The sequence below is a fragment of the Microbacterium galbinum genome (assembly GCF_023101185.1).
GTDB lineage: Bacteria > Actinomycetota > Actinomycetes > Actinomycetales > Microbacteriaceae > Microbacterium > Microbacterium galbinum.
Window position 1 is genome coordinate 377,387 of sequence record NZ_CP078077.1, and the last position, 25,193, is coordinate 402,579.

The 25,193-nt window shown below is 70.5% G+C and carries 24 protein-coding genes and 1 tRNA gene; 12 read left to right on the forward strand and 13 right to left on the reverse strand.

Annotated features, from left to right (window positions below):
• Positions 1–49 precede the first annotated feature (49 nt).
• Positions 50–460, forward strand: coding sequence for a peptide-methionine (R)-S-oxide reductase MsrB (gene msrB / locus KV396_RS01910; RefSeq protein WP_247624993.1), 411 nt, complete (start codon positions 50–52; stop codon positions 458–460).
• Positions 457–1,038, forward strand: coding sequence for a nitroreductase family protein (locus tag KV396_RS01915; RefSeq protein WP_247956661.1), 582 nt, complete (start codon positions 457–459; stop codon positions 1,036–1,038). Before msrB ends, KV396_RS01915 begins: the two co-directional genes overlap by 4 nt.
• On the opposite strand, the gene KV396_RS01920 is transcribed toward KV396_RS01915, so the two are convergent.
• Positions 1,039–1,914 (reverse strand): DMT family transporter, encoded by an 876-nt coding sequence (locus KV396_RS01920; protein WP_407665591.1) that lies wholly within the window; start codon positions 1,912–1,914, stop codon positions 1,039–1,041.
• Positions 1,915–2,046: 132 nt separating this feature from the next.
• On the opposite strand from KV396_RS01920, the gene KV396_RS01925 reads away from it, so the two are divergent.
• Together KV396_RS01925 and KV396_RS01930 are read left to right on the forward strand one after the other, a co-directional pair.
• Entirely contained in the window at positions 2,047–2,700 is a 654-nt protein-coding gene (locus KV396_RS01925) for an SOS response-associated peptidase family protein (protein ID WP_247634212.1), read from the forward strand.
• A 2-nt stretch (positions 2,701–2,702) separates the two neighbouring features.
• The gene (locus tag KV396_RS01930; protein ID WP_247956663.1) at positions 2,703–3,119 is read left to right on the forward strand and encodes an MmcQ/YjbR family DNA-binding protein; all 417 of its coding nucleotides are present in this window, start codon (positions 2,703–2,705) and stop codon (positions 3,117–3,119) included.
• 13 nt (positions 3,120–3,132) lie between these two features.
• Here KV396_RS01930 and KV396_RS01935 read toward each other — a convergent pair whose 3' ends face one another.
• The 4 genes from KV396_RS01935 to KV396_RS01950 are packed head-to-tail and all read right to left on the reverse strand — an operon-like array spanning position 3,133 to position 6,550.
• The gene (locus KV396_RS01935) at positions 3,133–3,747 is read right to left on the reverse strand and encodes a response regulator transcription factor (protein ID WP_282185365.1); all 615 of its coding nucleotides are present in this window, start codon (positions 3,745–3,747) and stop codon (positions 3,133–3,135) included.
• Positions 3,744–4,835 carry a sensor histidine kinase gene (locus tag KV396_RS01940; protein ID WP_247956664.1) on the reverse strand — a complete coding sequence of 364 codons (1,092 nt, stop codon included), beginning with the start codon at positions 4,833–4,835 and terminating at the stop codon, positions 3,744–3,746. Before KV396_RS01940 ends, KV396_RS01935 begins: the two co-directional genes overlap by 4 nt.
• Before the next feature lie 9 nt (positions 4,836–4,844).
• A complete protein-coding gene (locus KV396_RS01945) occupies positions 4,845–5,606 on the reverse strand; it encodes an ABC transporter permease (protein ID WP_247956665.1) in 762 nt (253 codons plus the stop codon).
• The gene (locus KV396_RS01950; RefSeq protein WP_247956666.1) at positions 5,603–6,550 is read right to left on the reverse strand and encodes an ABC transporter ATP-binding protein; all 948 of its coding nucleotides are present in this window, start codon (positions 6,548–6,550) and stop codon (positions 5,603–5,605) included. The genes KV396_RS01945 and KV396_RS01950 overlap by 4 nt, the downstream gene beginning before the upstream one ends.
• A gap of 177 nt (positions 6,551–6,727) precedes the next feature.
• Here KV396_RS01950 and KV396_RS01955 point away from each other — a divergent pair, with 177 nt between their 5' ends.
• Positions 6,728–9,628, forward strand: coding sequence for a hypothetical protein (locus tag KV396_RS01955; protein WP_247956667.1), 2,901 nt, complete (start codon positions 6,728–6,730; stop codon positions 9,626–9,628).
• A 19-nt stretch (positions 9,629–9,647) separates the two neighbouring features.
• Positions 9,648–11,105 carry a D-serine/D-alanine/glycine transporter gene (cycA, locus tag KV396_RS01960; protein ID WP_247957551.1) on the forward strand — a complete coding sequence of 486 codons (1,458 nt, stop codon included), beginning with the start codon at positions 9,648–9,650 and terminating at the stop codon, positions 11,103–11,105.
• Here the strand turns inward: cycA and KV396_RS01965 are convergent.
• On the reverse strand, positions 11,094–11,630 hold the full coding sequence (locus KV396_RS01965) for a hypothetical protein (protein WP_247956668.1): 537 nt from the start codon (positions 11,628–11,630) through the stop codon (positions 11,094–11,096). The genes cycA and KV396_RS01965 overlap by 12 nt on opposite strands.
• A gap of 169 nt (positions 11,631–11,799) precedes the next feature.
• Here KV396_RS01965 and KV396_RS01970 point away from each other — a divergent pair, with 169 nt between their 5' ends.
• From KV396_RS01970 to KV396_RS01980, 3 genes are read left to right on the forward strand one after another with little or no spacing between them, the layout of a single operon-like run.
• Positions 11,800–12,948, forward strand: a complete 1,149-nt coding sequence (locus tag KV396_RS01970; protein ID WP_247956669.1) for a calcium:proton antiporter — start codon at positions 11,800–11,802, stop codon at positions 12,946–12,948.
• Between the two features lie 52 nt (positions 12,949–13,000).
• Positions 13,001–13,543, forward strand: coding sequence for an ArsR/SmtB family transcription factor (locus KV396_RS01975; RefSeq protein ID WP_247956670.1), 543 nt, complete (start codon positions 13,001–13,003; stop codon positions 13,541–13,543).
• A 14-nt stretch (positions 13,544–13,557) separates the two neighbouring features.
• Positions 13,558–15,078 carry a serine hydrolase domain-containing protein gene (locus KV396_RS01980; RefSeq protein ID WP_247956671.1) on the forward strand — a complete coding sequence of 507 codons (1,521 nt, stop codon included), beginning with the start codon at positions 13,558–13,560 and terminating at the stop codon, positions 15,076–15,078.
• Positions 15,079–15,094: 16 nt separating this feature from the next.
• Here KV396_RS01980 and KV396_RS01985 read toward each other — a convergent pair whose 3' ends face one another.
• On the reverse strand, positions 15,095–16,048 hold the full coding sequence (locus tag KV396_RS01985; RefSeq protein ID WP_247625006.1) for an aldo/keto reductase: 954 nt from the start codon (positions 16,046–16,048) through the stop codon (positions 15,095–15,097).
• Between the two features lie 367 nt (positions 16,049–16,415).
• Between KV396_RS01985 and KV396_RS01990 the strand changes: the two genes are divergently transcribed.
• The gene (locus KV396_RS01990; protein ID WP_247625008.1) at positions 16,416–16,898 is read left to right on the forward strand and encodes a hypothetical protein; all 483 of its coding nucleotides are present in this window, start codon (positions 16,416–16,418) and stop codon (positions 16,896–16,898) included.
• A 24-nt stretch (positions 16,899–16,922) separates the two neighbouring features.
• Here the strand turns inward: KV396_RS01990 and KV396_RS01995 are convergent.
• Positions 16,923–16,995: transfer RNA gene (locus KV396_RS01995), tRNA-Thr, on the reverse strand.
• Positions 16,996–17,052: 57 nt separating this feature from the next.
• Positions 17,053–18,000, reverse strand: coding sequence for a DsbA family protein (locus KV396_RS02000; protein ID WP_247956672.1), 948 nt, complete (start codon positions 17,998–18,000; stop codon positions 17,053–17,055).
• A 237-nt stretch (positions 18,001–18,237) separates the two neighbouring features.
• On the opposite strand from KV396_RS02000, the gene KV396_RS02005 reads away from it, so the two are divergent.
• Positions 18,238–19,341 carry an ABC transporter ATP-binding protein gene (locus tag KV396_RS02005; RefSeq protein WP_247625011.1) on the forward strand — a complete coding sequence of 368 codons (1,104 nt, stop codon included), beginning with the start codon at positions 18,238–18,240 and terminating at the stop codon, positions 19,339–19,341.
• Positions 19,342–19,421: 80 nt separating this feature from the next.
• On the forward strand, positions 19,422–20,732 hold the full coding sequence (locus KV396_RS02010) for a DUF4032 domain-containing protein (RefSeq protein WP_247625012.1): 1,311 nt from the start codon (positions 19,422–19,424) through the stop codon (positions 20,730–20,732).
• Between the two features lie 27 nt (positions 20,733–20,759).
• Here the strand turns inward: KV396_RS02010 and KV396_RS02015 are convergent, their stop codons facing one another.
• From KV396_RS02015 to ispD, 4 genes are all read right to left on the reverse strand, one after another.
• Complete coding sequence (locus tag KV396_RS02015) at positions 20,760–21,401, reverse strand: NAD(P)-dependent oxidoreductase (RefSeq protein ID WP_247956673.1); 642 nt, start codon at positions 21,399–21,401, stop codon at positions 20,760–20,762.
• A 30-nt stretch (positions 21,402–21,431) separates the two neighbouring features.
• Entirely contained in the window at positions 21,432–22,436 is a 1,005-nt protein-coding gene (gene rlmB / locus KV396_RS02020; protein ID WP_247625014.1) for a 23S rRNA (guanosine(2251)-2'-O)-methyltransferase RlmB, read from the reverse strand.
• A complete protein-coding gene (gene cysS / locus KV396_RS02025) occupies positions 22,429–23,838 on the reverse strand; it encodes a cysteine--tRNA ligase (protein WP_247956674.1) in 1,410 nt (469 codons plus the stop codon). The genes rlmB and cysS overlap by 8 nt, the downstream gene beginning before the upstream one ends.
• Before the next feature lie 65 nt (positions 23,839–23,903).
• Positions 23,904–25,121 (reverse strand): 2-C-methyl-D-erythritol 4-phosphate cytidylyltransferase, encoded by a 1,218-nt coding sequence (ispD, locus tag KV396_RS02030; RefSeq protein ID WP_247956675.1) that lies wholly within the window; start codon positions 25,119–25,121, stop codon positions 23,904–23,906.
• Positions 25,122–25,193 lie beyond the last annotated feature (72 nt).

Below are 25,193 nucleotides of genomic sequence, written 5' to 3' on the forward strand. Positions count from 1 at the left end.
GCCCGGCGCCCCGTGACAGGGGAGAATGGAGAGGACCCCAGGAGGACTCATGTCGTACAGCGTGGAAAAGACCGAAGACGAGTGGCGCAAGGAGCTCGGCGACGACCAGTACGCCGTGCTGCGCCAGGCGGCGACCGAGCGCGCCTGGACCGGCGAGCTGCTCGACGAGGGACGCGCCGGCCTCTACACCTGCGGCGCATGCGGCGCCGAGCTCTTCCAGAGCGGCACGAAGTTCGACTCCGGCTGCGGCTGGCCGAGCTTCTACGAGTCGATCCGCCCCGAGGCCGTCGAGCTGATCGAGGACACCTCGCTCGGCATGGTCCGCACCGAAGTGCGGTGCGCGACGTGCGGGTCGCACCTGGGCCATGTCTTCCCCGACGGCTTCGGCACCCCGACCGGCGACCGCTACTGCATGAACTCGCTGGCGATGAACTTCACTCCCGAGGCCCCCGAGGCGTGAGCGCGCTCGACGCCGTCCGCTCGCGGCAGTCCTGGTCGAAGGTCACCGAGGAGGCGCCGTCCCGCGAGGAGCTCCTTCCGCTGATCGCCGCCGCCGGGCGCGTGGCCGACCATTCGTCGCTGCGGCCGTGGCGACTGATCGAGCTGCGCGGTGACGACCGGCTCGCCCTGGGCGCCGCGATCGCGAAGGCCGAGGGCGAGAAGAAGCCGTCGACCAAGCCGCTGCGCGCGTCGCTGCTGATCGCGGTGGTCGGCAGCTATCGCACGAACCACAAGGTGCCGGTGTGGGAGCAGGAGGCGGTCGCCTCCGGTGTCGCGCACACGCTGAGCCTGCTGCTCGACGAAGCCGGGTGGGGCGTGTTCTGGCGCACCGGCGGATACACGCGGTCGAAGGCGGTCGCGCGAGCGCACGGACTGGCGAAGAACGAGGTGCTGCTGGGGTGGCTCTACGTCGGCGGCAAGCCGGCGAAGTCCCCGGGGCGGCGCACGCCCGTCGACGCCGACGCGCTGCTCACGCGGATGCCGCCGGACGGGGCGACGAAGGGCGAGAAGTCCGAGAAGAAGAAGAAGAACAAGTAGTCAGCGCCGTCGGCGCACGACCGCCACGAGCACGGATGCCGCGGCGATCACCACCATCGTGACGATCTGCCAGGTCGCGGGCCCCGCCTCGGTGGGCCAGATCAGGTCGATCGCGACCGCGGCGACGAGCTGCCCCAGCACCGATCCCAGTCCGAGCAGCAGCACGCCGGTGTGCGCGACGAGGAACGCCCCGAGGAAGATGTAGACGACGCCGAGGAAACCGCCCGTGTACAGCCACGGTTCGGCGGGCAGTCCGTGCGGGGCACCCTGCGAGACGACGCTGATCGCGGCGGCGACGGCGAGCACGACCGTGCCGGCGATGAAGCTCGTCATGGTCGCCACCATGGGCGACGACACCCGCTGCGCCAGGCGTCCGTTCACGGCCTGCTGCCACGCGATGCCCACGCCGGCGGCGAACGGGAGCACGAGCATCCACAGCGGGGCGGTGCGCAGCACGTCTCCACCCAGCGAGACGCCGACGGCCACCAGCGCGAGCGCGGCACCGGCGACACGACCCATCGTCACGGCCACCACGCCCGCGGGTCCGAAACCGATCCGGTCGAGCACGAGTCCGTGCAGGGTCTGCCCCGCGACCACTCCCACGGTGAACAGCGAGACCCCGAGCACGGCGGCGGTGAGCCCCTGCGTCGAGACGGTGAGCGCGCCGCAGGCGCCGCCGAGGAGCATCCACGGCGGGATGGTCCTGGCTCGTACTCCGCGGACGAGCCGGACCATACCGGCGCGGCCGGACGGGAGGGAGGCGACGATGACGGCGAGGACGGCCGTACCGACGGCGAAGGAGACGAGACCGGCGACGATCCCATCGCCCAGACGGATGCCGAGGACGCCGTTGATGCGCGCCTGGATCGCGGTCATGACGCCGATCGTCACGGCGCCGCCGATCGCGAGCGGCGCGGGGAGCGATCGGGTCGGAGTCACTCGTTTCACGGTACCGGATCCCCCTCCCGCGCCCTGACGGATGTCGGTGGCCCGGGCTAGCCTGTGGGCATGTGCGCGAGCTATGGACTGGATCCCCGATTCACCGACGCCGAGCTGCTGGCCGAGGCCGACGCCGACGTGCTCGACGGCCTGCGCCAGTGGGCGCAGCAGAACGCGGGTGAGACCCTGCGCCCGACCGGCAAGAACCTCCGCAACCTCAATCCCGTGGTCGTCGACGCCGACGGTCAGACCACGCTCGAGCCCGCGTGGTGGGGGTTCCTCGTGAACGGCGAACCCGCGAAGTTCCCCTCGATCAACACCCGCTCCGAGCGCCTGCAGGAGCGCCCCGGCTCGCTCAAGACCCGCGCGCTGGTGCCGGCGACCGGCTGGTTCGAGATGAAGAAGCCCGAGCGCGTGTGGCACGAGTTCGGCATGGGCGAGGGCACCCTGTTCGGTATGGCGGCCGTCACGCAGCGCGGCCGCACCGCCGATGGCGAATGGTTCACCTGCTACTCGATCGTGATGCGCCCCGCGCCCGCCCATCTCGCCGACGTGCACGACCGCATGCCGGTCCTCATCCCGACCGCGTTCGCCCACGAGTGGCTCACCGCGCAGGGCGATCGCGAGCTCATCGACGAGGCGCTGCTGGCGGCGGCATCCCTCGACGATCGCGTCGCCGTCGCCGCGCGATCCGACGACAAGGGAACGGATCGGCTGTTCTGACGATGGATGCCGATGCCCTCACCACCACGGCGGCCGAACGCGCCGAAGAGCTCGCCGGCGCCGAGCTGACCAACCCGTTCGGCCCCGAGTGGGACGTCTACAAGGTGCGCGGACGCGTCTTCCTGCTCCTGCCCCTCGACGGCACGGGTCGGGTGACCGTCAAGTCGCATCCCGACGACGCGGTCGCCCTGCGCGAGACGTTCGCCGACATCCTGCCGGGGTACCACATGAACAAGAAGCACTGGATCTCGCTGCGCCCGGGCCCGTCGCTCGAGCCGGGACTCGTGACCGAGCTGGTCACCGAGTCGTACCTGCTGGTCGTCGAGAAACTGCCCCGAGCGCAGCGGCCCGTGGATCCCGAGCTGTTCGCGAGACCCGCCCCCGAGATCCCGCCGGTTCCAGATCCAGCCGGGTCCTAGATCCAGCCGGGTCCTAGATCCACCCCTTGTCGCGGGCGATGCGGGCCGCCTGCGCACGGTTCTCGGTCGCCGTCTTGCCGATGGCCGACGACAGGTGGTTGCGCACCGTCCCGGCCGACAGGAACACCTCGGCGGCGATCTGCGCGATCGCGCGCCCGTCCGCCGACAGCCGCAACACCTGCTGCTCGCGCTCGCTCAGCGGGTTGGCGCCCTCGAACAGCGAGGCCTCGGCGAGCGCGGGATCCACGACGCGGAGCCCCTGATGCACCCGCCGGACCGCGTGCGCGAGTTGCGCGGCCGGAGTGTCCTTGGCGATGAAGCCGCTCGCCCCCGCATCCAGAGCCCGGCGCAGATACCCGGGACGCGCGAAGGTCGTCACGATCAGCACACGCGTCGACGGGCTCACCTCGCGCACGGCGCGCGTCGCGGCCACCCCGTCGACACCGGGCATCTGGATGTCCATCAGGCACACGTCGGGCCGCGCCTGCGCCGCTCGGTCCGCCGCTTCGGCACCGTCGGCGGCTTCCGCGACGACCGTCAGATCGTCCTCGAGCTCGAGGAGGGCGCCCATCGCGCCCCGCACGAGGGCCTGATCGTCGACGAGCAGCAGCCGGATCGGATCGGTCACCAGGTCACGCTCACTCTCGTCCCGCCGGTCGGGGCATCCTCCACGGCGAGCACGGCCCCCGCCGCCGCGGCGCGTTCGGCCATCCCGCGCAGACCGTTGCCCGCGGGCCCCCGTGCGCCGCGGCCGTCGTCCTCGATCGCCACCACACCGGGGGCCATCGTGATCCGCACCCGCCGCGCCTTCGCGTGGCGCAGGATGTTCGTGGTCGACTCCCGCACGATCCACCCGGCGGGCAGGGCCTGCGCGGGCGACAGCGCCGCCGCGTCTCCCTCGACGTCGACGTGCAGCCCCGCCGATTCGAGCGCGACCGTGCTCGCGTCGACCTGCTCCGCCAGGGCGACGCTGCGGATGCCGGTGACGGTGCTGCGCACGCCGGCGATCGCCTCGCCCGTGAGGTGCACGATCTGCGCGAGTTCGGCCTTGGCGCGCACGGGGTCGTGGTCGACGAGGCGTTCGGCGAGCTCGGCCTTGAGCTTCACGGCTGTGAGGGTGTGCCCGAGCAGGTCGTGCACGTCGCGCGCGATCGAGGTGCGCTCCTCGCTGGTGGCGAGGTCCATCCGCACCTTGTCGGCATCGACCGAGCGCCCGATCAGCCAGGTGTTCACGGTGTTCACCACCGCGATGAGCAGCACGATGACGAGGATCTGGAAGTGGTCGCCGAACCTCCCCGTCGCGACGATCGTGCCCGCCGCGATCGCGATCCCCGCGAGGGTCGTCACCCAGTGCCAGGCACCCCGCAGTCCGTAGCTGGCGTACGACATGAGGTACGGGAGGAAACTGAGGGCGTTCGTCTCGATCGCCGGGATCGTCGCGAGCGCGCACGCGATCTGCACCCAGAACAGCGTGCGCACGATCGGGCGCGGTCGTCCCCACGACGAGCGCATCCCGATGACGAATCCGACCACGTACACGGTGGCGAATGCCACGAGTCCCGCCCATCCGAGCACGACCCATCCGGTCGCGGCATCCGAGGCGAGCAGCGCCAGCACCGGGTAGACGAGGAAGACCATCCAGACGACGGCCATCAACCATCCCCAGCGCTCCCAGGGGCCGGTGTGCGCCGGGGTCGCGGCAGCCTCGGTGGTCATCGGCCCAGCCTAACGACGGCTGCGCGAGCGCATCACGCCGAGACGCACGAGCGCGGCGAACAGCACGGCCCAGACGACGACGTTCAGCAGCACGGCCCAGAGCGGGTCGGCCCCGCCCGCCACGAGGGTGCCGTCGGTGGCCGGCCAGCGCACGAGCGCGACGTAGCCGTACATCGGGGTCCACTTCGCGATGTCGAGCATCACGCCGTCGAGCGGGATGAAGACGTTGCCGAAGAAGCCGAAGAAGGTGATCGAGATCGAGGCGAGAGCGGCCGCCGAGTCGGAGTTGAAGGCGAGGCCGACCCCGAGTCCGAACAGGCCGTAGATCAGCCCGAGCCCCAGGGTGGTTCCGGCGGCGGCGAACCAGCGCCAGGTGTCGGATGCCTCGGCACCCGTCGCGAGACCGGCCGCATAGACGAAGAGCACGGCGAGCGCCGAGAACGACACCGCGGCGAGCACCTTGGTCACCGCGTATCCCGCGGTCGAGAGCGGGGTGAGCGCGAGCTGACGCCCCCACCCCTGTCCGACCTCGGAGGCGGCGAGCGAGCACAGCGAGCTCATCGCGGTGGCCGTGCCGTACGCCCCCATCGACACCATCACGTAGAACGAGACGTTCGCCTGGCCCACGCTCTGCGAGGCGTACGACATGCTCGCGCCGAAGAGCAGATACATGGCCACCGGCATCGCCAGGGTGAAGGCGAGCGTGTACGGGTTGCGGATCTGCCGCACGAGTTCGGTGCGGTAGAGCGCGGGGGCGACGAGCGTGGTCATGACGGGTCCTCCGTGAGCGAGGTGAAGGCGGATTCGAGGGTGGGAGCGGTGATCTCGAGATCGCAGGCACCGAGCGACAGCAGCCGTCCGGCGAGCAGATCGGATGCCTCGGTGCGCACCGTGAGCCGATCGGCGTCGGTCGACACCTCGGCGACGGAGGCGTCGGCGCGGAGTTCCGCGGCGAGCGCAGCGATCCCGCCGGGGATCGCCGCCGAGACGATGCGGCCACCCAGTGACGCGCGCAGGCGGGCGGTGGCGCCATCGGCGACCACACGGCCGTGGTTCATGACGATCGTGCGCCGCGCGAACTGCTCGGCCTCTTCGAGGTAGTGGGTGGCGAACACGATCGTGCGGCCGGCGTCGGCATCCGCCCGCATCGCCTCCCAGAAGCGGCGACGGGCGGTGACGTCCATCCCCGCGGTCGGCTCGTCGAGCACCAGCACGTCCGGGTCCGGCAGCAGCGCGAGCGCGAACTTCACGCGCTGCTTCTCGCCACCCGAGCATTTGCCGACGCGGCGACGCGCGATCGCGGTGAGGTCGGCGCGATCGATGACCTCGGCGATGCGACCGGAAGCGCCGTGCAGCCCGGCGACCACCGAGATCGTCTCGCGCACGGTCAGGTCGGAGAGCAGTCCGCCGGTCTGCAGCACCGCCGCGAGGCGCCCCGCCGTGACCGCGCGGTGCGGATGCGTACCGAGCACGCGCGCCGTGCCCTCGTCGGGTTCGGAGAGTCCGAGGAGCACGTCGATCGTGGTGGTCTTGCCCGCGCCGTTCGGGCCGAGCAGAGCGACCACCTCGCCGCGCTCGATGCGGAGGTCGACATGATCGACCGCGACGATCCGATTCGCGCCGTGCCCGAAGCGTCGGACGATGCCGGTGAGATCGACGGCGGGCGCGGAGTCTGCGGGAGGGCGATCGGCGGGGGCGACGAGGGGCTGGCTCATGCTCCCAGTGAAGCGCCGCGAGCACGGCCCGCACCGGAGGTCGATGTCACGCGGTGCGGATGACATCCGTCATGTTCCCGGTGCGCTGTTCGCCTGCCGTTCACCCCTGCGTCGGCATCCGTTCGTCCGCTTCCGTTTGTGTCGGATCGACCCGACCCCCGACCGGAGGTACTCGCCGTGCCCATCCCCCGCTCCCTCTCCTTCGGCCTCGCCGCGCTCGTCGCGGCGAGCGCGGCGATCGTCGCCCCGCAGGCGGCCGTCGCCGCCGATGCCCCCGCCGACCAGCTCGCCGTCTCGGTCGTCGGCGACGGCGCGACCACCGGCAACGACGCGGTTCCGGTCGCGATCCAGCTCCTCGACGGACAGGGCGAGCTCGGCGACACGATCGCGCTGCCGACGACGGATGCCGGCGATCAGCACGCGTTCACCCTCGGGGCGAACCGCGACCAGCAGGGGGCACTGCAGCAGTCCGCCGATCACCGCTACGTGACGCTCGGCGGATACGACGCGGCCCCGGGATCGGGCTCGCTCAACGACACGGCCGCCCCCGACACGCTGCGCGTGATCGCCCGGATCGGATCGGAGGGCGACGTCGACACCGCCACGACGCTCGCCGGAGGGTTCTCGCTGCGTCACATCCGGGGCACCGCCACGGTCGACGGCACACGCTACTGGGCGGGCGGGCACGGCGGCGACTCCACGGCTCCCGCCGGCGGCGTCCTCACGGTCGAAGCCGGTGGGATCACCCCCACCGCCGTCGTCTCCGGCAGCAGCAACCTCAACAACGGCCGCGTGGTCGACATCCACGACGGCCAGCTCTACCTCACGAGCGACCGCAGCGGGTTCTCGGGGCTGAACACGGTCGGCACCGGCATCCCCACCGCCGCGGGAGCACCGCTCACGCTCGTGGCCGCGGCCCCGGCCGGGGCCTCCGTCGCGCACGACTTCGCCTTCGCCGGCGAACACCTGTACGTCGGCTACACGGAGGGGGCGAACGAGGGCATCGCGAAGTACCGCCGGACCGGTGCCACCTGGACCTGGGTCGACACCCTGCCGGGCGACTTCTGGGGCCTCGAGGCACGCCCGGCCGGCGACGATTCGGTGCTGTACGCCGTGCGCGGGCTCAACCAGGGCAACGAGATCGTGCGGATCGTCGATTCCGGTGACGACTCCGCGTTCACCGCGCAGACCGATGTGCTCGCGACGGCGGCGCCCCAGACCGCGTTCCGCGGTGTCGCCTTCGCGCCCGGGTTCGAGCCGGGCACGGATGCGGTCGGCCCCATCCTCGCGAAGCCGACCCTGTCGTGGGACGTGCGCGTTCCCGGCGGTGCCGGCAGCGCCCTCGCCGCCGTGCTCGGGCAGGACACCAACCCCGCGGCCACCGGTGTGATCGCCGATGCCGCCGGTGAGGCCGTCACGGCGACCGTGACCAGCAGCAACCCCGCGGTCGTGCCCGACGAGGCGATCCGCCTCGACGTCGCCGACGACGGATCTTTCCGGCTCGCGGCGACACCCGCGACCACCGGCACCGCCGTGCTCACCGTGCATCTGCGCACCGATGACGGACGCACCGCGATCTCGCAGCTCCCCTACCGCGTCGCCCCGGCCTTCGCCGATGGCGGCGCTCGCGGGCACTTCGGCATGTCGGATGCCTCCGCCGCGATCGACGCCGGGGACGGATACTTCTTCGCGGCCGACGACGACTCGAACGCGATCCGTCTCTTCTCGGAAGAGGGCGGAGAAGCCGTCGCGGCGTTCGACTTCAGCGATCGCATCGAGTTCGAACGCGCAGGTGAAGCCCACGACTTCGAGGCCGTCGCCCAGGCCGGCGACCAGGTCTTCTGGATCGGATCGACCGGCAACACCCGCAGCGGCAACGTGCGACTCGACCGCGACATCGTTCTCCAGACGCGGATCTCCGGATCCGGCGCGGACGCGACGCTCACTTTCGTCGGCTACCGCAACGTGCTGCGCGACGCGCTCGTCGCCTGGGACCACGAGGACCAGCACGGTCTGGGCGCCGACCGCTTCGGGTTCCTCGCGGCCACCCAGCCGGGGGTCTCGGCCGAGGGTCCCGACTCGCTCAACATCGAGGGAGCGGCGATCGCGCCGGACGGCACGACGCTGTGGCTCGGCTTCCGCTCGCCCGAGGTCGGCGACGACGCGGATGCTCTCATCGTGCCCGTCGCCGACATCGCCGACGTCGTCGCCGGGGCGGATGCCGTCGTCGGCGACCCGATCCTCCTCGACCTCGGCGGGCGAGCGATCCGCGACATGGCCCGCGCCGAGTCCGGTGACTACCTGATCGTCGCCGGCAGCGCCGACGACACCGGTCGCTTCGCCCTCTTCGGGTGGTCCGGCTCGCTGGACGACGCCCCGGTCGCGGCATCCGGCCCCCTCGGACTCGCGAACTGGCCCGGCTCCTACGAGGGCATCGCGGGCGTGCGCGACCTCGCCGACGGAACCTCCGTGCGCCTGCTGCTCGATTCGGGAACGGTCGACATCTACGGCGACGGCACCGAGGCGCAGGACCTCTCCCCCGTCGAGTTCAAGCTCTTCCCCTCGCAGACCGTCGAACTGTCGTTCGGCACGGCGTTCACCGAGAAGCGGATCGCGGTCACGGGCGGCACCCTTCGAATCGGCTCGCCCTCCGAGATCACCGTCTCGGGCTTCGCGGAGGGCGAGCAGATCGAGCTCGTGCTGAACTCCGACCCGGTGCGCCTCGCGACCCTCACCGCGGGAGCCGACGGCACGGCACGCGCGGTCGTCGTTCCCCCGGCATCCGTCGCTCCGGGTGCGCACACCCTGACCGCCACGGCGGCCTCGGGCGTCGCCGAACTCGCGGTCACGGTGCTCGCCCCGGTCGCCGACGGCGGTGGCGGTGACGGCGGCAGCGGTGACGGCACGGACGGCGGCGACAGCGGTGCCGGAGCGGGATCCGGCGCAGGATCGGATGCCGGTGACGCCCTCGCCACGACGGGGTCGGACTTCCCCGCGGGGCCGGTCGCGCTCGTCGCACTCGCGCTCCTCGCGCTCGGTGCGCTGGCGCTGCGCCGCAGGGGTGTCGCTTCGGAGTGACCCGTTCTCGTCGGCTACTCTGCATCGGGTGACCGTGCAGAGTACCGACGAAGAACAGCACCTCCGGCGAGCGCTGAGCAACCGCCACATCCAGCTCCTGGCGATCGGCGGTGCGATCGGGACCGGGCTCTTCATGGGCAGCGGCAAGACGATCTCGGTGGCCGGCCCCTCGGTGATCTTCGTCTACATGATCATCGGGTTCATGCTCTTCTTCGTGATGCGCGCGATGGGCGAGCTGCTGCTGTCGAACCTCAAGTACAAGTCGTTCAGCGACTTCGCCAGCGACCTGTTGGGCCCGTGGGCCGGGTTCTTCACGGGCTGGACGTACTGGTTCTGCTGGGTGGTGACGGGCGTCGCCGATGTCATCGCGATCGCCGGGTACACGAACACCCTCATCCCCGGCATCCCGCTGTGGATCCCCGGTGTCGCCGTGGTCGTCATCCTGCTCGCGCTCAACCTCCCCACGGTCGCCGCGTTCGGTGAGATGGAGTTCTGGTTCGCGCTGATCAAGATCGTGGCGATCGTCGCTCTCATCGTCACCGGTCTCGTGATGATCTTCACCGGCTTCGAGCACGACGCCGGTACCGCGTCGTTCGCGAACCTCTGGAGCCACGGCGGCATTTTCCCGCACGGGTTCATGGGGTTCGTGGCCGGTTTCCAGATCGCGGTCTTCGCGTTCGTCGGGATCGAGCTGGTCGGCACCGCCGCCGCCGAGACGAAGGACCCGAAGCGGAACCTCCCCAAGGCGATCAACGCCATCCCGATCCGCATCCTGCTCTTCTACGTCGGCGCGCTGATCGTGCTGATGGCGGTGACCCCCTGGACCGAGTACGTCGCCGGGGAGAGCCCCTTCATCGCGATGTTCGCCCTGGCCGGCCTCGGCATCGCCGCGACCGTCGTGAACCTGGTGGTGCTGACCTCGGCGATGTCGAGCGCCAACTCGGGCATCTATTCCACCTCGCGCATGGTCTTCGGGCTCGCGCACGACGGTGACGCGCCGAAGCTGTTCGGTCGCCTGTCGAAGCGCCGCGTGCCCCAGAACGCGCTGTTCCTCTCCTGCATCCTCCTGCTCTCGGGCGTCGTACTGCTCTACGCGGGCAAGGACATCGGCACCGCCTTCGACATGGTGACGACGGTCTCCGCCGTGTGCTTCATGTTCGTGTGGACGATCTTCCTGCTCAGCTATGTGGTCTACCGCCGCCGGCGCCCGGAGAAGGCCGCGACCTCCGCCTTCCGGATGCCGGGCGGAGTGTTCATGGTCTCCGTCGTGCTGGCGTTCTTCGTCTTCATCCTGTGGGCGCTGACCACCCAGCCCGATACCCTCACGGCTCTGCTCGTGACGCCGATCTGGTTCGCGCTGCTCGTCGTCGCCTGGCTGTTCGTGCGCCGCTCGCCGAACCATCTGCAGCGGCACGCGGCCCACATCGCGCATCTGCGCAGCGACGACGAGGACGACGAGGACCAGTCAGCGGCGTAGCTCTCCGCGGATCGCCCAACGCCCCGTCGCCTGGTGGAACTGCAGCTGTGCGAGCAACGGCGAGGCGTCGTACATCCGGATGTTGAGGCTCAGCCGCACTCCGAGGGCGGTGCGCACCGTGAGCATCGGCCCCTGATCCGAGCGCCGTACCGAGTAGTCGGCGATATCGGAGTAGCGGAAGCTGCGCGTGACACCCGCGAGCGTGCGGAAGGTCACCTCCTCGTCGCCGAACGCGACGTACCAGTTGCGGTACATGACGAGGAACAGGATGCCGCCGCCGAGGATCGCGAACGAGGCGATCGCCATGGCGGTGCGATCATCGTCGCGCGAACCGTCCGAGAGCAGGATCATGGGGATGCTGAGCAGGAGCAGGGTCCACCCGCCGATCGGCAGGATCTTCATCAGTCGGAGGCGGCGCGGATCGCGACGATCACGATTCGGATGCTTCCGGGCGTAGTGCGCGGCCTCGACGGCCAGCCACCCCGCGATCGCGGCGACCGCGATGTGCACGACGACCGCCAGCATCCGCTTCTCCTCTCCGGAGCGCGATGCGCTCCCCTTCTCCTTGACGAGTACTGCCCAGGAATCCGTCGGACACAGCCGGTAGAATACTGGGTGTGCACGGTGCACGCTGCGGCCGGGACGACCCGGATCGCGTCATCACCCGGGGACGGCCCCGCGAAGGAACCGGATGATGATCCCCACCGCTGTGAAGCAGTTCGTCGGACGACCCGATATCACCCGAATCGCCCTGGGCTGGGGCGCCTACATCCTGGTGCTGCTGGCGCACCCCCTGCTCGCGGCCCCTGTCGCAGTCCCCCTGCTGATCGTCGCCCTCGGGGTGATCATCGGTGTGATCCTGGTGTGCGCGTTCGGCGTGGTGAAGCAGGCCGAAGCCCTCGCCCACCGTTTGGGCGACCCCTACGGATCGCTCGTACTCACCCTGTCGATCGTGCTGATCGAGGTGATCCTCATCTCGGCCGTCATGCTCGGACCGGGCGACCATGCCACCATCGCCCGGGATTCGGTGATGGCCGTCGCGATGATCATCCTGAACCTCGTGATCGGTCTCGCACTGCTGCTCGGCGGTCTCCGCCACCGCGGCATGGCGCACAACCGCACGGGAACCTCGGCCTACCTGGCGATGCTCGTGGTGCTCGTCGCGCTCGCGTTCGCCCTCCCGGCTCTCATCGGCCGCGACGGCTCGTACACCCTCGGCCAGGAGATCCCGATCGTGATCCTGACCCTCGGGATCTACGCATTCTTCCTCTTCCGGCAGATGGGGGCGCAGGCGGGCGATTTCACCGAGGTCGACGAACGCCTGCGGCGACGGACGGATGCCGCCGACGCTGCGCCGCGCACGAGCATCCGCGAGACTCTCGCCGCGCACCGCACCGAGGTCCTGGTGCGCCTCGCCCTGCTCGTGGTGACGGTCACCCCGATCGTGCTGCTCTCGCACGACATGGCGGCGCTCCTCGACGACGGCCTCGGTCGTCTCGGAGCCCCGGCCGCACTTGCCGGCGTGCTGATCGCCGCGATCGTGTTCCTGCCGGAGTCCCTCACCGCGGTGCGGGCAGCTCTCGGGGGCGAGGCGCAGCGGGTGGTGAACCTCTGCCACGGAGCGCTGGTGTCGACGGTCGGGCTCACGATCCCCGCTGTACTGGTCATCGGCATGCTCACCGGCCAGACCGTGGTGCTGGCCGAGTCTCCGGCGAACCTCCTGATGCTGGGTGTGACGCTGCTGCTCTCGGTGACCACGTTCGCGGCGAAGAGGGTGACGGCCATGCACGGTGCCGCGCACCTCGCGGTCTTCGCGGTGTACGTGATCGTGCTGTTCAGCTGATCATAGACGTTCGATTTCTCCGTAATTACGAACTATTGCTACGGTTGCAGCCATGGAACGTGACGCGCTGCACGCGATCGAAAGCCGGGTCGACACCCTCGAACGCGAACTCGAGCGTTTGCGTGCGCAGGTCGAGGAGCCGTCGGCCGACGCCTCGACCGCGACACCGGAACCGGGGGCTGCGACATCGGACCCCGCCGCCGATCCGCTCTGGTTCGTCAATGAACTCGGACGCCGGGCTCCCGGCGCGGTGATGATGGCGGGTGCCGTCGAGGTACCGGCCGGGCCCATCCACTGGCAGTACGGCCTCTACGCGGAAGAGCTCCTCGGCAAGGACTGGGGCGAACTCGCTCGACCCCTCGAAGCACTGGGGCACCCGGTGCGTCTCGAGCTCGTGCGCGTCATCCTCACCGGCACCCAGACCACCGCTGAGCTGCTCGAACTGGAGCAGTTCGCGTCGTCCGGCCAGCTCTACCACCACCTCCGCCAGCTCGTGAGCGCGGGGTGGCTGTCCTCCCCGCGCCGCGGGTTCTACGAGGTGCCGGGGGCGCGCATCGTGCCGCTCCTCGTCCTGACCATGATCGCCTCGAGCTGAGGAGCAGCCGCACCGTGACCTCCCCCACCCCCGCACTCACAGGCCCCGCCCCGACAGCGACGTCGCCCGCGCGACGCTCCCCCGGTCCCGTGCTCGGCCTCCTGGCGGGCGGCGCGGTCGCCGCGATCGCCCTCGGCGCGGCCGTCGGGCCGCAGCAGCAGACCGTGAGCTCGGCCTGGAGCGGTGACGAGACCCTGGCGGAGAGCATCCGCACTCTGCCCGGAGGCCTCGACGGATTCCGCTCGCTGTCGGTCGCGGAGATCGATCCGGACGGCGTCGTCTTCGCCGGTCTCGGTGACGCCGATCCCGCACACCCGGAGGCACCCGGGCCCGACACCGTGTTCGAGCTCGGTTCGATCACGAAGACCTTCACCGGAGCGCTGTTCGCCGACGCGATCGAACGCGGAGAGGTGGCCCCCGATGATCGCCTCGCGGAGCACCTCACGGCCCTCGAGGGAACGGATGCCGGCGACGTCACCCTCGCGTCGCTGTCGCAGCACTCCTCCGGACTCCCCGGCCTGGGCGCGACGGCCGCCGACGGCGCGGTGACGAGCCTGATCCTCAACGACAACGCCTACGCGTCGTCGACCACGGCGCAGCTCATCGCCGACGCGGCCATCGCCCCCGTCGACCCCGACCAGGGCGCCGTCTACTCGAACTTCGGCGTCTCGCTCCTCGGCACCGCACTCGTCGAGGCGGCCGGCGCCGACGACTATGCGACATTGCTCGACGAGCGCCTCACCGGCCCGCTCGGGATGGAGCACACCACGGTCGCGGCGACGGCCGCAGAGGTGCCGGTCGATGCGGTTCCGGGCTTCCTCCTCAACGGCACACCCGCACCGCGCTGGTGGGGGGAGGGATATCTGCCCGCGGGGTCGTCGACGTTCACCACGGCATCCGACCTGGCGATCTGGGCGCAGGCCAACCTCGACGGCTCGGCGCCGGGCGCAGCCGCACTCGAGCCGACCGCTCCCCTGGGAGCGGAGGGCGAGATCGGCTGGGGCTGGATCACCTCTGCATCCTTCGACGGCGCCGGCACTCAGACCTGGCACAACGGCGGCACAGCGGGCTTCCGCACGATCCTCACGATGGATCGCGACGCCGGCACGGCCTTCATCGCCCTGTCGAACACCGTCGCGACCGTCGACTACGTCGCGATGTCGTATCTCTCGGGTGCGCCGATCCCCGGCCCCGCCGAGCCGTATCTGATCCTGGGATGGTCGGTCTTCGGCATCGCACTGGCGCTCGGTGTCGTCGCGCTGCTCCGGGCCCTCCGCGCGAAGGCGCTGCTCCCCTCGCTCAGCGACCTCGTGTGGGCGCTTGCCGGGCTCCTGCTGCTCTGGCACAGCGGCCCGTGGTTCGCGGTCGGCGGTTGGGTGTGGGGCGTCGCTCTCGCGCCGACCTTGGCAGCGGTCGGACTGCTCGCGCTGCGCGGTCGCTCGCTGCCGTTCCTCCCCGCGCGTCGACGGTGGTTCTGGTGGCCGACCGCGGCCATCGGTGTCGCGGCCGCGGTCGGCGTCACCTTCCTCTGGTGAGGACGCCGGTGTCCGCTCAGGCCTGAGCGGGAGTCCACTCCGAGACGCGGTCGAGCGTCTGCACCTCGTCGGCGCTCAGCTCCAGGCGAGCGCCGGCGAGGAGGTCGGGAACCTGCTCGACCGTGCGGGCGCTCGCGATGGGGGCTGCCACCGTCGGCTGTGCACGCAGCCAGGCCAGCGACGTCGCGGCGATCGAGGCTCCGTGCGCGGAACCGATCTCCTCGAGGGCGTCGATGATCTTCAGGCCCGCGGGAGTCGCATACTTGGCGGCGCCCTCGGCGCGGGGCGAGGACTGCCCCGCGGTCTCGGTGGAGCGGTACTTGCCCGTGAGGAAGCCGCTCGCCAGCGAGTAGTACGGCACGAGTCCGAGGCCGAACTCCTCGGCCACCGGGATGATCTCGTTCTCGACGTCGTTGCGGTGCACGAGGTTGTAGTGCGGCTGAACGGCGACGGGCAGCGCGGCGCCCGTGCGCTGCGCGATCTCGATCCACTCGCGGATTCGATCGGCGGAGTAGTTCGACACGGCCACGTTGCGCACGAGGCCGTCGGTCACGAGCTGACCGAAAGCGCCGACCGTCTCCTCGAGGGGCACGCTCTCGTCGTCGAAGTGGGCGTAGTAGAGGTCGATCGCGTCGACGCCGAGACGCGCGAGCGATGCCTCGGCAGCCTTGCGGATGTTCGCTGCGGCGAGTCCCCGGAACTCCGGGTGCGTGCTCACCTTCGTCGCGACCGTGACGCCCTGCGGCTTGCGCGACGCCAGCCACTCGCCGATGATCGTCTCGCTCTCGCCGCCGGAGTTCCCGGGCACCCACGCGCTGTAACCGTCGGCGGTGTCGATGAAGTCGCCCCCGCCCGCCACGAACGCGTCGAGCACGTCGAAGGACGTGTCGCGATCGGCCGTCCAGCCGAATACGTTGCCGCCGAGAGAGAGCGGGAAGACATCAAGGTCGCTGTTTCCGATACGAGTCATACTCGTCGCAACCGATGGATCCCGTGGGGTATTTCCGATTCGGGATACTCTCACCGCATGCATATCCTCCGCCGAGCATCCGTCGCCGTCGTCGCCGTCGCCCTCGCCGGGATGCTCGGCGAGTGCGCGGCATCCGTCCCCGACCCGCCCGCTGCGGTGGGCGAGAACTGTCACCCTCACGAAAGCGGAGCAGACGGCGGGAACGAGTGCCTACACGGCAGCCGACCGCTCGGGCGAGGAGTGGCCCAGCCCCCTCATCATCGAGATGGCCCGCGTCGATGACGCTGGTTCCGACGTCTGGCGGATCACGATGTGCGACACGGCGACCAACGCGCAGTCCGTGATCACCGTGAAATAGCATTCAGGAATGCGCCGTTCTGCCGTCGTCCCCCTGATCGCTCTCGTCGCGCTGCTCGCGGGCTGCACGGGAACTCCGATCCCCGCATCCTCGGCGACGCCGGCTCCGACGCGAACGGCGACCACCGCGCCCACGTCCACGGCCACGCCCGCTCCCTCGTCGAGCCCGTCCACGGCGCCCGCCCCCTCGTCGCCGCCGGTCGCGTCCGATCCCACCGACGGCGAGCTCGTGACGATGTGCGTCGAGAAGGTCGATGCCTACGCGGGCGGCGCGACGTACGCGAGCGACCGGGGCACCGTCGAGTGGCTGGCCGAGCAGACGACCTGGTTCGTGGTCGTGCCCACGGATCGAGACGGCAACGAGGGCGCGGCCGTCTGCGGCATCGAGAAGACCTCCGCGGGTCCCGACGTCACGACCTACGGCGAGACCATCCCGAGCGGCGTCGCCGATCAGCGTGCGGAGCTGCTGCGCGGAGAACACCCGCACGAGTGACCGCAGTCCCCTGCGATTCCTGAGAGCCGACTACGGGACTCGAACCCGTAACCCCCGTATTACAAGTACGGTGCGCTACCAATTGCGCCAAGTCGGCGGGTGCCACCAGCTTAGCGATGGTGGCGGAGGTCTCCCGACCTCTCGGGCTTCCGACCTACTCGGCCGGAGTCTCGGTCGGTGTCGGCGTGGGCGTCGCGGTGGCCTGGTAGTACGCGTCGCTGGCGACCGTGAGCACGAACTGCGAGAACTCGGCCGGGTCGTCGAGCGCGCCGACGTATGCCTCGCCGTTGGCGACGATCATCGGGGTCGACGCGAGCACGAGGTCGTCGGAACCGGGCAGCGGACCCTCAAGTGCACGGGTCGTCGCCTCCTTGGCCCAGGTCAGGTAGTCGCCGTCCTGGATGCAGCTGCGCACCGTCTTGGTGTTGTCGACGCCGACGGCCCCCGCGAGATCCGCGAGTTCGCTGTCGGACAGCCCGTCGGTGTTCACCTCGGGCTGGTCGTCGAGCAGGTCGTGGTTGAAGGCGTAGAACTGGTCGGGCGAGTGCGTCGCGACGCAGGCGGCCGCAGCGGCGGCGCGCAGCGAGTACTTGGTGCCGTTGGAGCTCGCGGTGAGCAGGGCGACGGGGTGGTAGGTCACGGTGACCGCACCCTCGCTGATCCAGTTGGTGAGCTGGCGGGCGTTGGCGCGCTCGAACTCGCCGGCGTCATCCGACAGGTAGTCCACGTAGATGTGGATGTCGACCTTCTGGGCCGTCGTCGGCTCGGCCGTCGGCTCGGCGGGGGCCTCGGCCTCGGAGGAGTCGGGGGTGGGCGTAGCCGTACCGGCATCGGATGCCGCAGATGCGGAGAGCTCGGAGACGACGACGCCGTCCCCGTGCATGCCGGTCGGCGAGAGCTGGGGCTTCGAGACCTGCGCCGACACCGCGAGAGTCACGGCGGTACCGATCGCACCGACGGCGACCACCGCGAGCGTCCCGATGATGATCCGTCGCATGATGCGCGCACGGGACTGCGCTGCATGCACTCGCTGTGCCTTCTCCCGCACAGCCTCGCGGGAGTTGCGAGGGGTGGGGACGTTCGGCGTTTCGTCGCTCGACATCGTTCCTCTTGAAAGTCTCACGGGGGCAGGGTGGCCCCGATCATCGGATATCGGATAGGCGACGATCGCCGCGTTGCACGGCCGGATTCGATGTTAACCATCGCACCTGAGAAATACCCAGATGCCGCGGTCCATGTCATACTGAGGGCGACCCAATGAGGGGTCACGGCGGGTCGAACCGCCGCATCCATCACTACGGATCGTCCGGCACGTACCTGCCGGTGAAGGAGAAACACAATGGCATCTGTGACTTTCGACGAGGCCACCCGCCTCTACCCGGGCGGCACCCGTCCGGCCGTCGACAAGCTCGACCTCCAGGTCGCCGACGGCGAGTTCCTCGTCCTCGTCGGACCCTCCGGTTGCGGTAAGTCCACGTCGCTCCGCATGCTCGCCGGCCTCGAAGAGGTCAACGCGGGCCGCATCCTCATCGGCGACCGCGACGTCACCGACGTCCCGCCGAAGGACCGTGACATCGCGATGGTCTTCCAGAACTACGCGCTGTACCCGCACATGACGGTCGCCGAGAACATGGGCTTCGCGCTCAAGATCGCCGGCGTCGGCAAGGAAGAGCGCGCCACCCGCGTGCTCGAGGCCGCCAAGCTGCTCGACCTCGAGGAGTACCTGACCCGCAAGCCGAAGGCCCTCTCGGGTGGTCAGCGTCAGCGTGTCGCCATGGGTCGCGCGATCGTGCGTCAGCCCCAGGTCTTCCTCATGGACGAGCCGCTGTCGAACCTCGACGCCAAGCTGCGCGTCCAGACGCGTACGCAGATCGCGTCGCTGCAGCGCCGCCTCGGCGTCACCACGGTCTACGTCACCCACGACCAGACCGAGGCCCTCACCATGGGTGACCGCATCGCGGTGCTCAAGGACGGCCTCCTGCAGCAGGTCGGCACGCCGCGCGACCTGTACGAGAAGCCGAACAACGTGTTCGTCGCCGGCTTCATCGGCTCCCCCGCCATGAACCTGTTCACGGCGGACCTCGCCGAGGGCGGCGTGCGCTTCGGCACCGAGGTCGTCCCGCTCGAGCGTGACGCGGTCGCCGGCGCGAACGGCACGCAGGTCACGGTCGGCGTGCGTCCCGAGGACATCACGGTCGGACCGGCCGACGGCAAGGGCCTCTCGGTCGTCGTCGACCTCGTCGAGGAGCTCGGCGCCGACGGTTACCTCTACGGCCACACCGACATCAACGGCAAGCGCACCGACCTCGTCGCGCGCGTCGACGGTCGCAGCCACCCGAACGCCGGCGAGACGGTCACCCTGGCCGCCAACCCGGGTCACGTCCACGCGTTCGACCTCGAGTCGGGAAGCCGCCTGAACACGGCTCCGGTCGTCTCGGCCTGATCGCACACACCACTCGCGGCGCGGGTCGACTTCGGTCGCCCGCGCCGCGTCTGCGTCCACCCCGACTTCCCAGGAGCGCCATGCAGGATTCGCTGCGCATCACCGCCAGCACCGTCGACCCCGGCCTCCTCGGCCTCCCCTGGTCGACGACGCTCGCCCGCTGGCCCTCCGAGCACATCGTCTCGCTCCCGAAGGGTCTGTCGCGGCACCTCGTGCGCTTCGCCGATCTGTCGGGACGGGTCGTCGCGGTGAAGGAGACCACCGAGGAGATGGCGCGCCGCGAGTACGAGATGCTCGGCAACCTCGCCCGCCTCGACGTGCCCTGCGTCGACCGGGTCGCCGTCATCGCCGGGCGAACGGATGCCGACGGCGAAGCGCTCCCGGCCGCCCTGGTGACCTCGCACCTGCGCTTCTCGATGCCGTACCGTGCGCTGTTCACCCGCGTGCTGCGCCCCGACACCGCCACTCGACTCGTCGACGCCCTCGCCCTCCTGCTGGTGCGCCTGCACAACGTCGGCTTCTACTGGGGCGACGTATCGCTGTCGAACACGCTGTTCCGCCGCGATGCGGGCGCGTTCGCCGCGTACCTCGTCGACGCCGAGACCGGCGAACTCCACGAGGAGGGGCTGACCGACGGGCAGCGCGCCTACGATCTCGATCTCGCCCGCACGAACATCGCCGGCGAGATCATGGACCTCGCCGCCGGCGGGCGCCTCGAGAACGGTGTGGACGCGGTCGCGATCGCCGACGGCATCGTCTCGTCGTACCGGTCGCTCTGGGCCGAGCTGACCGCACAGGACTCCTTCTCGGCATCCGAGACCTGGCGCATCACCGAGCGCGTCGAGCGGCTGAACGCCCTCGGTTTCGACATCGACGAGATGTCGATGACGACCACGGCCGACGGCGCGGTCGTCGAGATCCAGCCGAAGGTCGTCGATGCCGGCCACCACCAGCGGCGACTCATCCGCCTCACCGGCCTCGACGTCGAGGAGAATCAGGCACGTCGCCTGCTCAACGACCTCGACGAGTTCCGCGCGCGTTCCACCAAGCAGTGGTCCGATGAGGAGATGTACGCGCACGAGTGGCTGACGCGCGTCTTCGAGCCCGTCGTGCGCGCGATCCCCTACGACCTGCGCGCGAAGCTCGAACCGGCGGAGGTGTTCCACCAGGTGCTCGAGCACCGGTGGTACCTGTCGCAGGCGCAGGGACGCCCGGTACCGCTCGCCGAGGTGCTGACGAGTTATATCAACGAGGTGCTCCGCCACCGTCGCGACGAGGCCACCATCATGGGGCCTCCCACCGAGACGATGAGCCTTCCCGTCATCACCGGCGCCACGCGCACCACCGACGAAGACGAGGACGGCGACATCGACTGGCGCGATCTCGTCTGATCCTCGGGGCGCGATGCCCGTTCGCGGTCAGTAGCCGACGGTGAACCGCTCGCGGTGGTGGTTGCCCTGCTCGATCTCGTCGACGACCGCGACGGCGAAATCCGCGCCCGAGATGTAGGACTTGCCGTCGGCGTCGCGCACGAGCACGTCTCCGCCGTCACGGTAATGGCCGGTGCGCTCCCCCTCGGCCCAGGGCCCGAAGACCTCCGCGGGGTGCACGAAGAACCAGTCGAGCGAGGCATCCGTGCTCTCGAGGAACGCGAGCGAGTCGATTCCCACCTGCGCCTCGTGCTTGTACTCCTCGGGGAAGTCCTGGTCGAACAGTCGCGGGCCGCCCGGGGCGACCAGGCTGCCGCCCGCTCCTCCGACCACGCCCAGGCGCGTGCCGGTGCCGCTGAGCTGTCGGGCCACGCCCTCGAGCGCGTCGAGCACGCGGTCCTCCATGTCGCCGCGCGGGGAGAGCGCGGAGACCACCGCATCCGCCCCCGCGAAGGCGCCGGCGAGAGGAGCGAGGTCCAGCACGGAGCCCTGGATGTACGCGACGCCCTCCACGGCATCCGTCGGCACCGAGCGCGACACCGCGACGACCTCGTGACCGCGGCTCACCGCCTCTGCGGCGATGTGACGACCGGCGTAGCCGGTCCCTCCGAGGATGACGATGCGACTCATGCGGGCTCTTCCCTTCGGATGCTGCGGCGACTACTTCGTGGAGCGGATCGTCGCGACCTGGTACAGGGCGACGGAGGTGGCGATGCCGACGTTCAGCGACTCGGTGGCCGTGGAGATCGGGATCGAGACGATCTGATCGCAGGTCTCGCGAACGAGGCGCGAGAGGCCCTTGCCCTCGGCGCCGGCGACGATGACGACCGCGCGATCGGCGAGCTGGAGCGCGGGCAGATCGACGTCGCCGTCACCGGCGAGGCCGAGGATGAACACACCCTGCTTCTTGAACTCCTTGAGCTGGGTGGTCAGGTTCGTCGCGAGCGCGACGGGCAGACGCGCGGCGGCACCGGCGCTCGTCTTCCAGGCGGCGGAGTTCACCCCCGCCGAACGGCGCTGCGGCAGGATCACGCCGTGGCTGCCGAACGCGGCCGCCGAGCGGATGATCGCGCCGAGGTTGCGGGAGTCGGTGATGCCGTCCAGAGCGACGAACAGCGGGACCTGGCCCTTGTCGATCGCCTTCTCGAGCAGATCTTGCGGGTGCGCGTACTCGTAGGGCGGCACCTTGATGGCGACGCCCTGATGCACGCCGTCGAATCCGGCCATACGGTCGAGCTCCTGGCGCGTGACCTCGAGCACCGGGATGCCGCGGTGCGTCGCGATCGAGAGCATCTCCTTCACGCGGTCGTCCATCTCGACCCGCTGCGCGATGTAGAACGCCGTCGCCGGGATCTTCGCGCGCAGCGCCTCGAGCACCGAGTTGCGGCCGGTGACGACCTCGGTCTCCGTCGTGTTGTCCTTGGAGCGCGCCGAACGGTTCGGGTTGCCGCCGGCGGTCTGGCGCTGGCCCGGCTTGCCCTTGCCGCCGGACGCGGCGTAGCGCTCGGCCGCGGCCTTGCGCTTGCCGGCGGGGTGCCAGGCGCGGTCCTCGGCCTTCGGCGTGGGTCCGCGTCCTTCGAGCGCCTTGCGCCCGAGACCGCCGGTGCCCTTGGTGGGGCCCTTCTTGTTGCCCTTGTTCGCGCCGGGGCGCTGTGGCTTAGCCATCGATACTCCAATGAGTTCCGGCCGGAGTATCCTCCAGCGTGATTCCTGCGGCTGCGATCGCGTCACGGATGCGATCGGCTGCCGCCCAGTCCTTGTCGGCACGCGCCTGTGCGCGCTGGGTGATCATCGTCTGGACGAGTGCGTCCAGTGCGGCGGCCTCGGCTCCCCCGCCGGTGCCGTTCCACTGCGAAGAGTGCGGATTGATCCCCAGGACGAGCGTCATCTGAATGACGTCCATCACGTCCTGCCTCGCCTCATCGTACTTGCCCGCGTCGAGGAGCGCATTTCCGGAGCGGATGCTCGTATGGATCGCGGCGAGCGCCCGGGGTACCGAGAGGTCGTCGTCCATGGCCTCGACGAACTCCTGCGGGAGTCCCTCCTTCGCCTGGCCCCAGCCCGGCTTCGCGAGCCGCTCGCCCCGTTCGAGGAAGGTGCGGATGCGTCCGAGCGCGGCCTCGGCCTCCGTCCACGACGACTCCGACAGGTCGAGGCTCGAGCGGTAGTGCGCCGCCGCGAGCGCGTAGCGCACGACGAGCGGATCGCGGGCGGCGAGGACGTCGGCGGCCAGGGTGAAGTTTCCGAGCGACTTCGACATCTTCTGCCCGTTCACGGTGACCAGGCCGTTGTGCACCCAGTACCGCGCGAACGCATCGCCCGCGGCCGTCGACTGCGCCAACTCGTTCTCGTGGTGCGGGAAGCGCAGGTCGAGACCCCCGCCGTGGATGTCGAACTCCGGTCCGAGATAGCGCTTCGCCATCGCGGAGCATTCGATGTGCCAGCCGGGCCGGCCTTCACCCCACGGAGACACCCATCGGGCATCCGCGGGCTCATCGCTCTTCGAGCCCTTCCAGAGGGCGAAGTCCTGGGGATTGCGCTTTCCACGGGGGTCGGCGTCCTCCGCCGCCTCCATCGCGTCGATCGACTGGTGCGTCAGCGCACCGTACTCGGCCCACGAGCGCACGTCGAAGTACACATCGCCCGAGCCGTCGGCGGCGGGGTACGCGTGGCCGCGATCGATGAGCAGCGCGATGAGCTCCTGCATCTGCGGGACGGATGCCGTCGCGCGCGGTTCGTACGTCGGGGGCAGGATGCCGATGCCGGCGTAGGCTGCGGCGAACTCCTGCTCGATCCGATAGGCGAGGGCCCACCAGGGCTCCGCGTCGGTGGCGTTCGCGAGCACCTTGTCGTCGATGTCGGTCACGTTGCGCACGAAGGTGACGCGTCCGTGCCGCTTCTCGAGCCACCGGCGCAGCAGATCGAAGCTGAGCGCCGCGCGGACGTGCCCGATGTGCGGACCGGACTGCACGGTCGGACCGCACACGTACATCGTGACGTTTCCGGGGTCGAGCGGCACGAAGTCGCGCAGGTCCTGCGCACGGGTGTCGTAGAGGCGGAGAGTCACCGCTCAAGCCTACTCGGCCCGCCCCCGCGCGCCCCGAGAGTGACGCGCAGGCCGCGGCCGGTGCGTCAGGGCGCCGTGGCCGGGAAGACGAGTGCGACCGCGGTCACGGCGATGCCCTCCCCGCGCCCCGGGAAGCCGAGCGCATCGGTGGTCGTCGCGGTCACCGAGACGGGGGCACCGCCGAGCGCATCCGAGAGCGCCTGCTCGGCCTCGGCACGGCGCGCGCTGAACCGCGGACGGTTGCCCTGGAACTGCGCCGAGACGTTGCCGATCACGAAGCCCGCCTCACCGAGCAGTTCGCGGGTGTGCGCCAGGAAGACCGCGGCGTGCGCACCCGCGTACTCGGGATGCGCGGTGCCGAAGTGCTCACCGATGTCGCCCAGGCCGGCAGCACCGAGCAGGGCGTCGACGATGGCGTGCGCGACCGCGTCGCCGTCGGAGTGCCCCGAGAGCGCCGGTTCGCCGGGCCACCGCAGTCCGGCCAACCACAGGTCGCCCTCTCCGCCGAAGGCGTGGACGTCGGTGCCGAGGCCGACGCGCGGCAGGTTCGGGGCGGACGCCGGCACGTGCAGGGGCAGCGCGGGCGCCTCGGCGAGCAGCCGTCGCGCTCGGTCGAGGTCGTCCGGCGTCGTGATCTTGAAGGCGCGGGCATCGCCGGGGATGTGTCGGACGGTGTATCCGGCGGCGGCGAACAGCGCGGCGTCGTCGGTGTACTCGATCCCCGCAGCGGCGGCGGCGTCGTACGCCGCCTCGAGCGCGGCGCGCGGGAAGCCCTGGGGGGTCTGCGCCGCGGCGAGCTCGGAACGATCGACCGGGGCGACGATGCTGTCGCCGTCGACCCGCTTGAGCGTATCGATCACCGGGAGCGCGGGGATGATGCCGGTGCCCTCGGCGACAGCGGCGGCGACGGCGTCGATCTGCGCGGGCGGGGTCAGCGCACGGGCGGCGTCGTGCACCAGCACGGTGCGCACATCGCCCCAGAGCGCCGCGATCCCCGCCGCGACGGACTCCTGGCGCGTGTCCCCTCCCACGACGACCCGTGCGAGGTCGACGCGATCCCCGGCGGCCTCGCGCACCTCGGTCTCGGCGTCGCCTTCGAAGCCCGCGGGCGCGACGACGATCACCTGCGCGGGGGCGGCGGCGAACACGCCGTCGAGGGCGTGGCGCAGGATCGAACGCCCGTCGATTCCGACGAGGGCTTTCGGCGCGCCCGCCGCCAGGCGGGTACCGGATCCGGCGGCGACGACGATGACCGCGACGTGCGGCACGGGAAGCAGAGTCACGTCTTCACGCTACCGCCTGCCGGGAACGACGAAGGGGGCGGATGCCGAAGCATCCGCCCCCTTCGGGAAACT

Coding starts and splice junctions, on each gene's coding strand:
- msrB (WP_247624993.1), top strand. CDS start 50: ATGTCGTACAGCGTGGAAAAGACCGAAGACGAGTGGCGCAAGGAGCTC.
- KV396_RS01920 (WP_407665591.1), bottom strand. CDS start 1,914: ATGACCGCGATCCAGGCGCGCATCAACGGCGTCCTCGGCATCCGTCTG.
- KV396_RS01925 (WP_247634212.1), top strand. CDS start 2,047: ATGTGCGCGAGCTATGGACTGGATCCCCGATTCACCGACGCCGAGCTG.
- KV396_RS01930 (WP_247956663.1), top strand. CDS start 2,703: ATGGATGCCGATGCCCTCACCACCACGGCGGCCGAACGCGCCGAAGAG.
- KV396_RS01940 (WP_247956664.1), bottom strand. CDS start 4,835: ATGACCACCGAGGCTGCCGCGACCCCGGCGCACACCGGCCCCTGGGAG.
- KV396_RS01945 (WP_247956665.1), bottom strand. CDS start 5,606: ATGACCACGCTCGTCGCCCCCGCGCTCTACCGCACCGAACTCGTGCGG.
- KV396_RS01950 (WP_247956666.1), bottom strand. CDS start 6,550: ATGAGCCAGCCCCTCGTCGCCCCCGCCGATCGCCCTCCCGCAGACTCC.
- KV396_RS01965 (WP_247956668.1), bottom strand. CDS start 11,630: ATGCTGGCGGTCGTCGTGCACATCGCGGTCGCCGCGATCGCGGGGTGG.
- KV396_RS01970 (WP_247956669.1), top strand. CDS start 11,800: ATGATCCCCACCGCTGTGAAGCAGTTCGTCGGACGACCCGATATCACC.
- KV396_RS01975 (WP_247956670.1), top strand. CDS start 13,001: ATGGAACGTGACGCGCTGCACGCGATCGAAAGCCGGGTCGACACCCTC.
- KV396_RS01985 (WP_247625006.1), bottom strand. CDS start 16,048: ATGACTCGTATCGGAAACAGCGACCTTGATGTCTTCCCGCTCTCTCTC.
- KV396_RS01990 (WP_247625008.1), top strand. CDS start 16,416: ATGCGCCGTTCTGCCGTCGTCCCCCTGATCGCTCTCGTCGCGCTGCTC.
- KV396_RS02000 (WP_247956672.1), bottom strand. CDS start 18,000: ATGTCGAGCGACGAAACGCCGAACGTCCCCACCCCTCGCAACTCCCGC.
- KV396_RS02005 (WP_247625011.1), top strand. CDS start 18,238: ATGGCATCTGTGACTTTCGACGAGGCCACCCGCCTCTACCCGGGCGGC.
- KV396_RS02010 (WP_247625012.1), top strand. CDS start 19,422: ATGCAGGATTCGCTGCGCATCACCGCCAGCACCGTCGACCCCGGCCTC.
- KV396_RS02015 (WP_247956673.1), bottom strand. CDS start 21,401: ATGAGTCGCATCGTCATCCTCGGAGGGACCGGCTACGCCGGTCGTCAC.
- rlmB (WP_247625014.1), bottom strand. CDS start 22,436: ATGGCTAAGCCACAGCGCCCCGGCGCGAACAAGGGCAACAAGAAGGGC.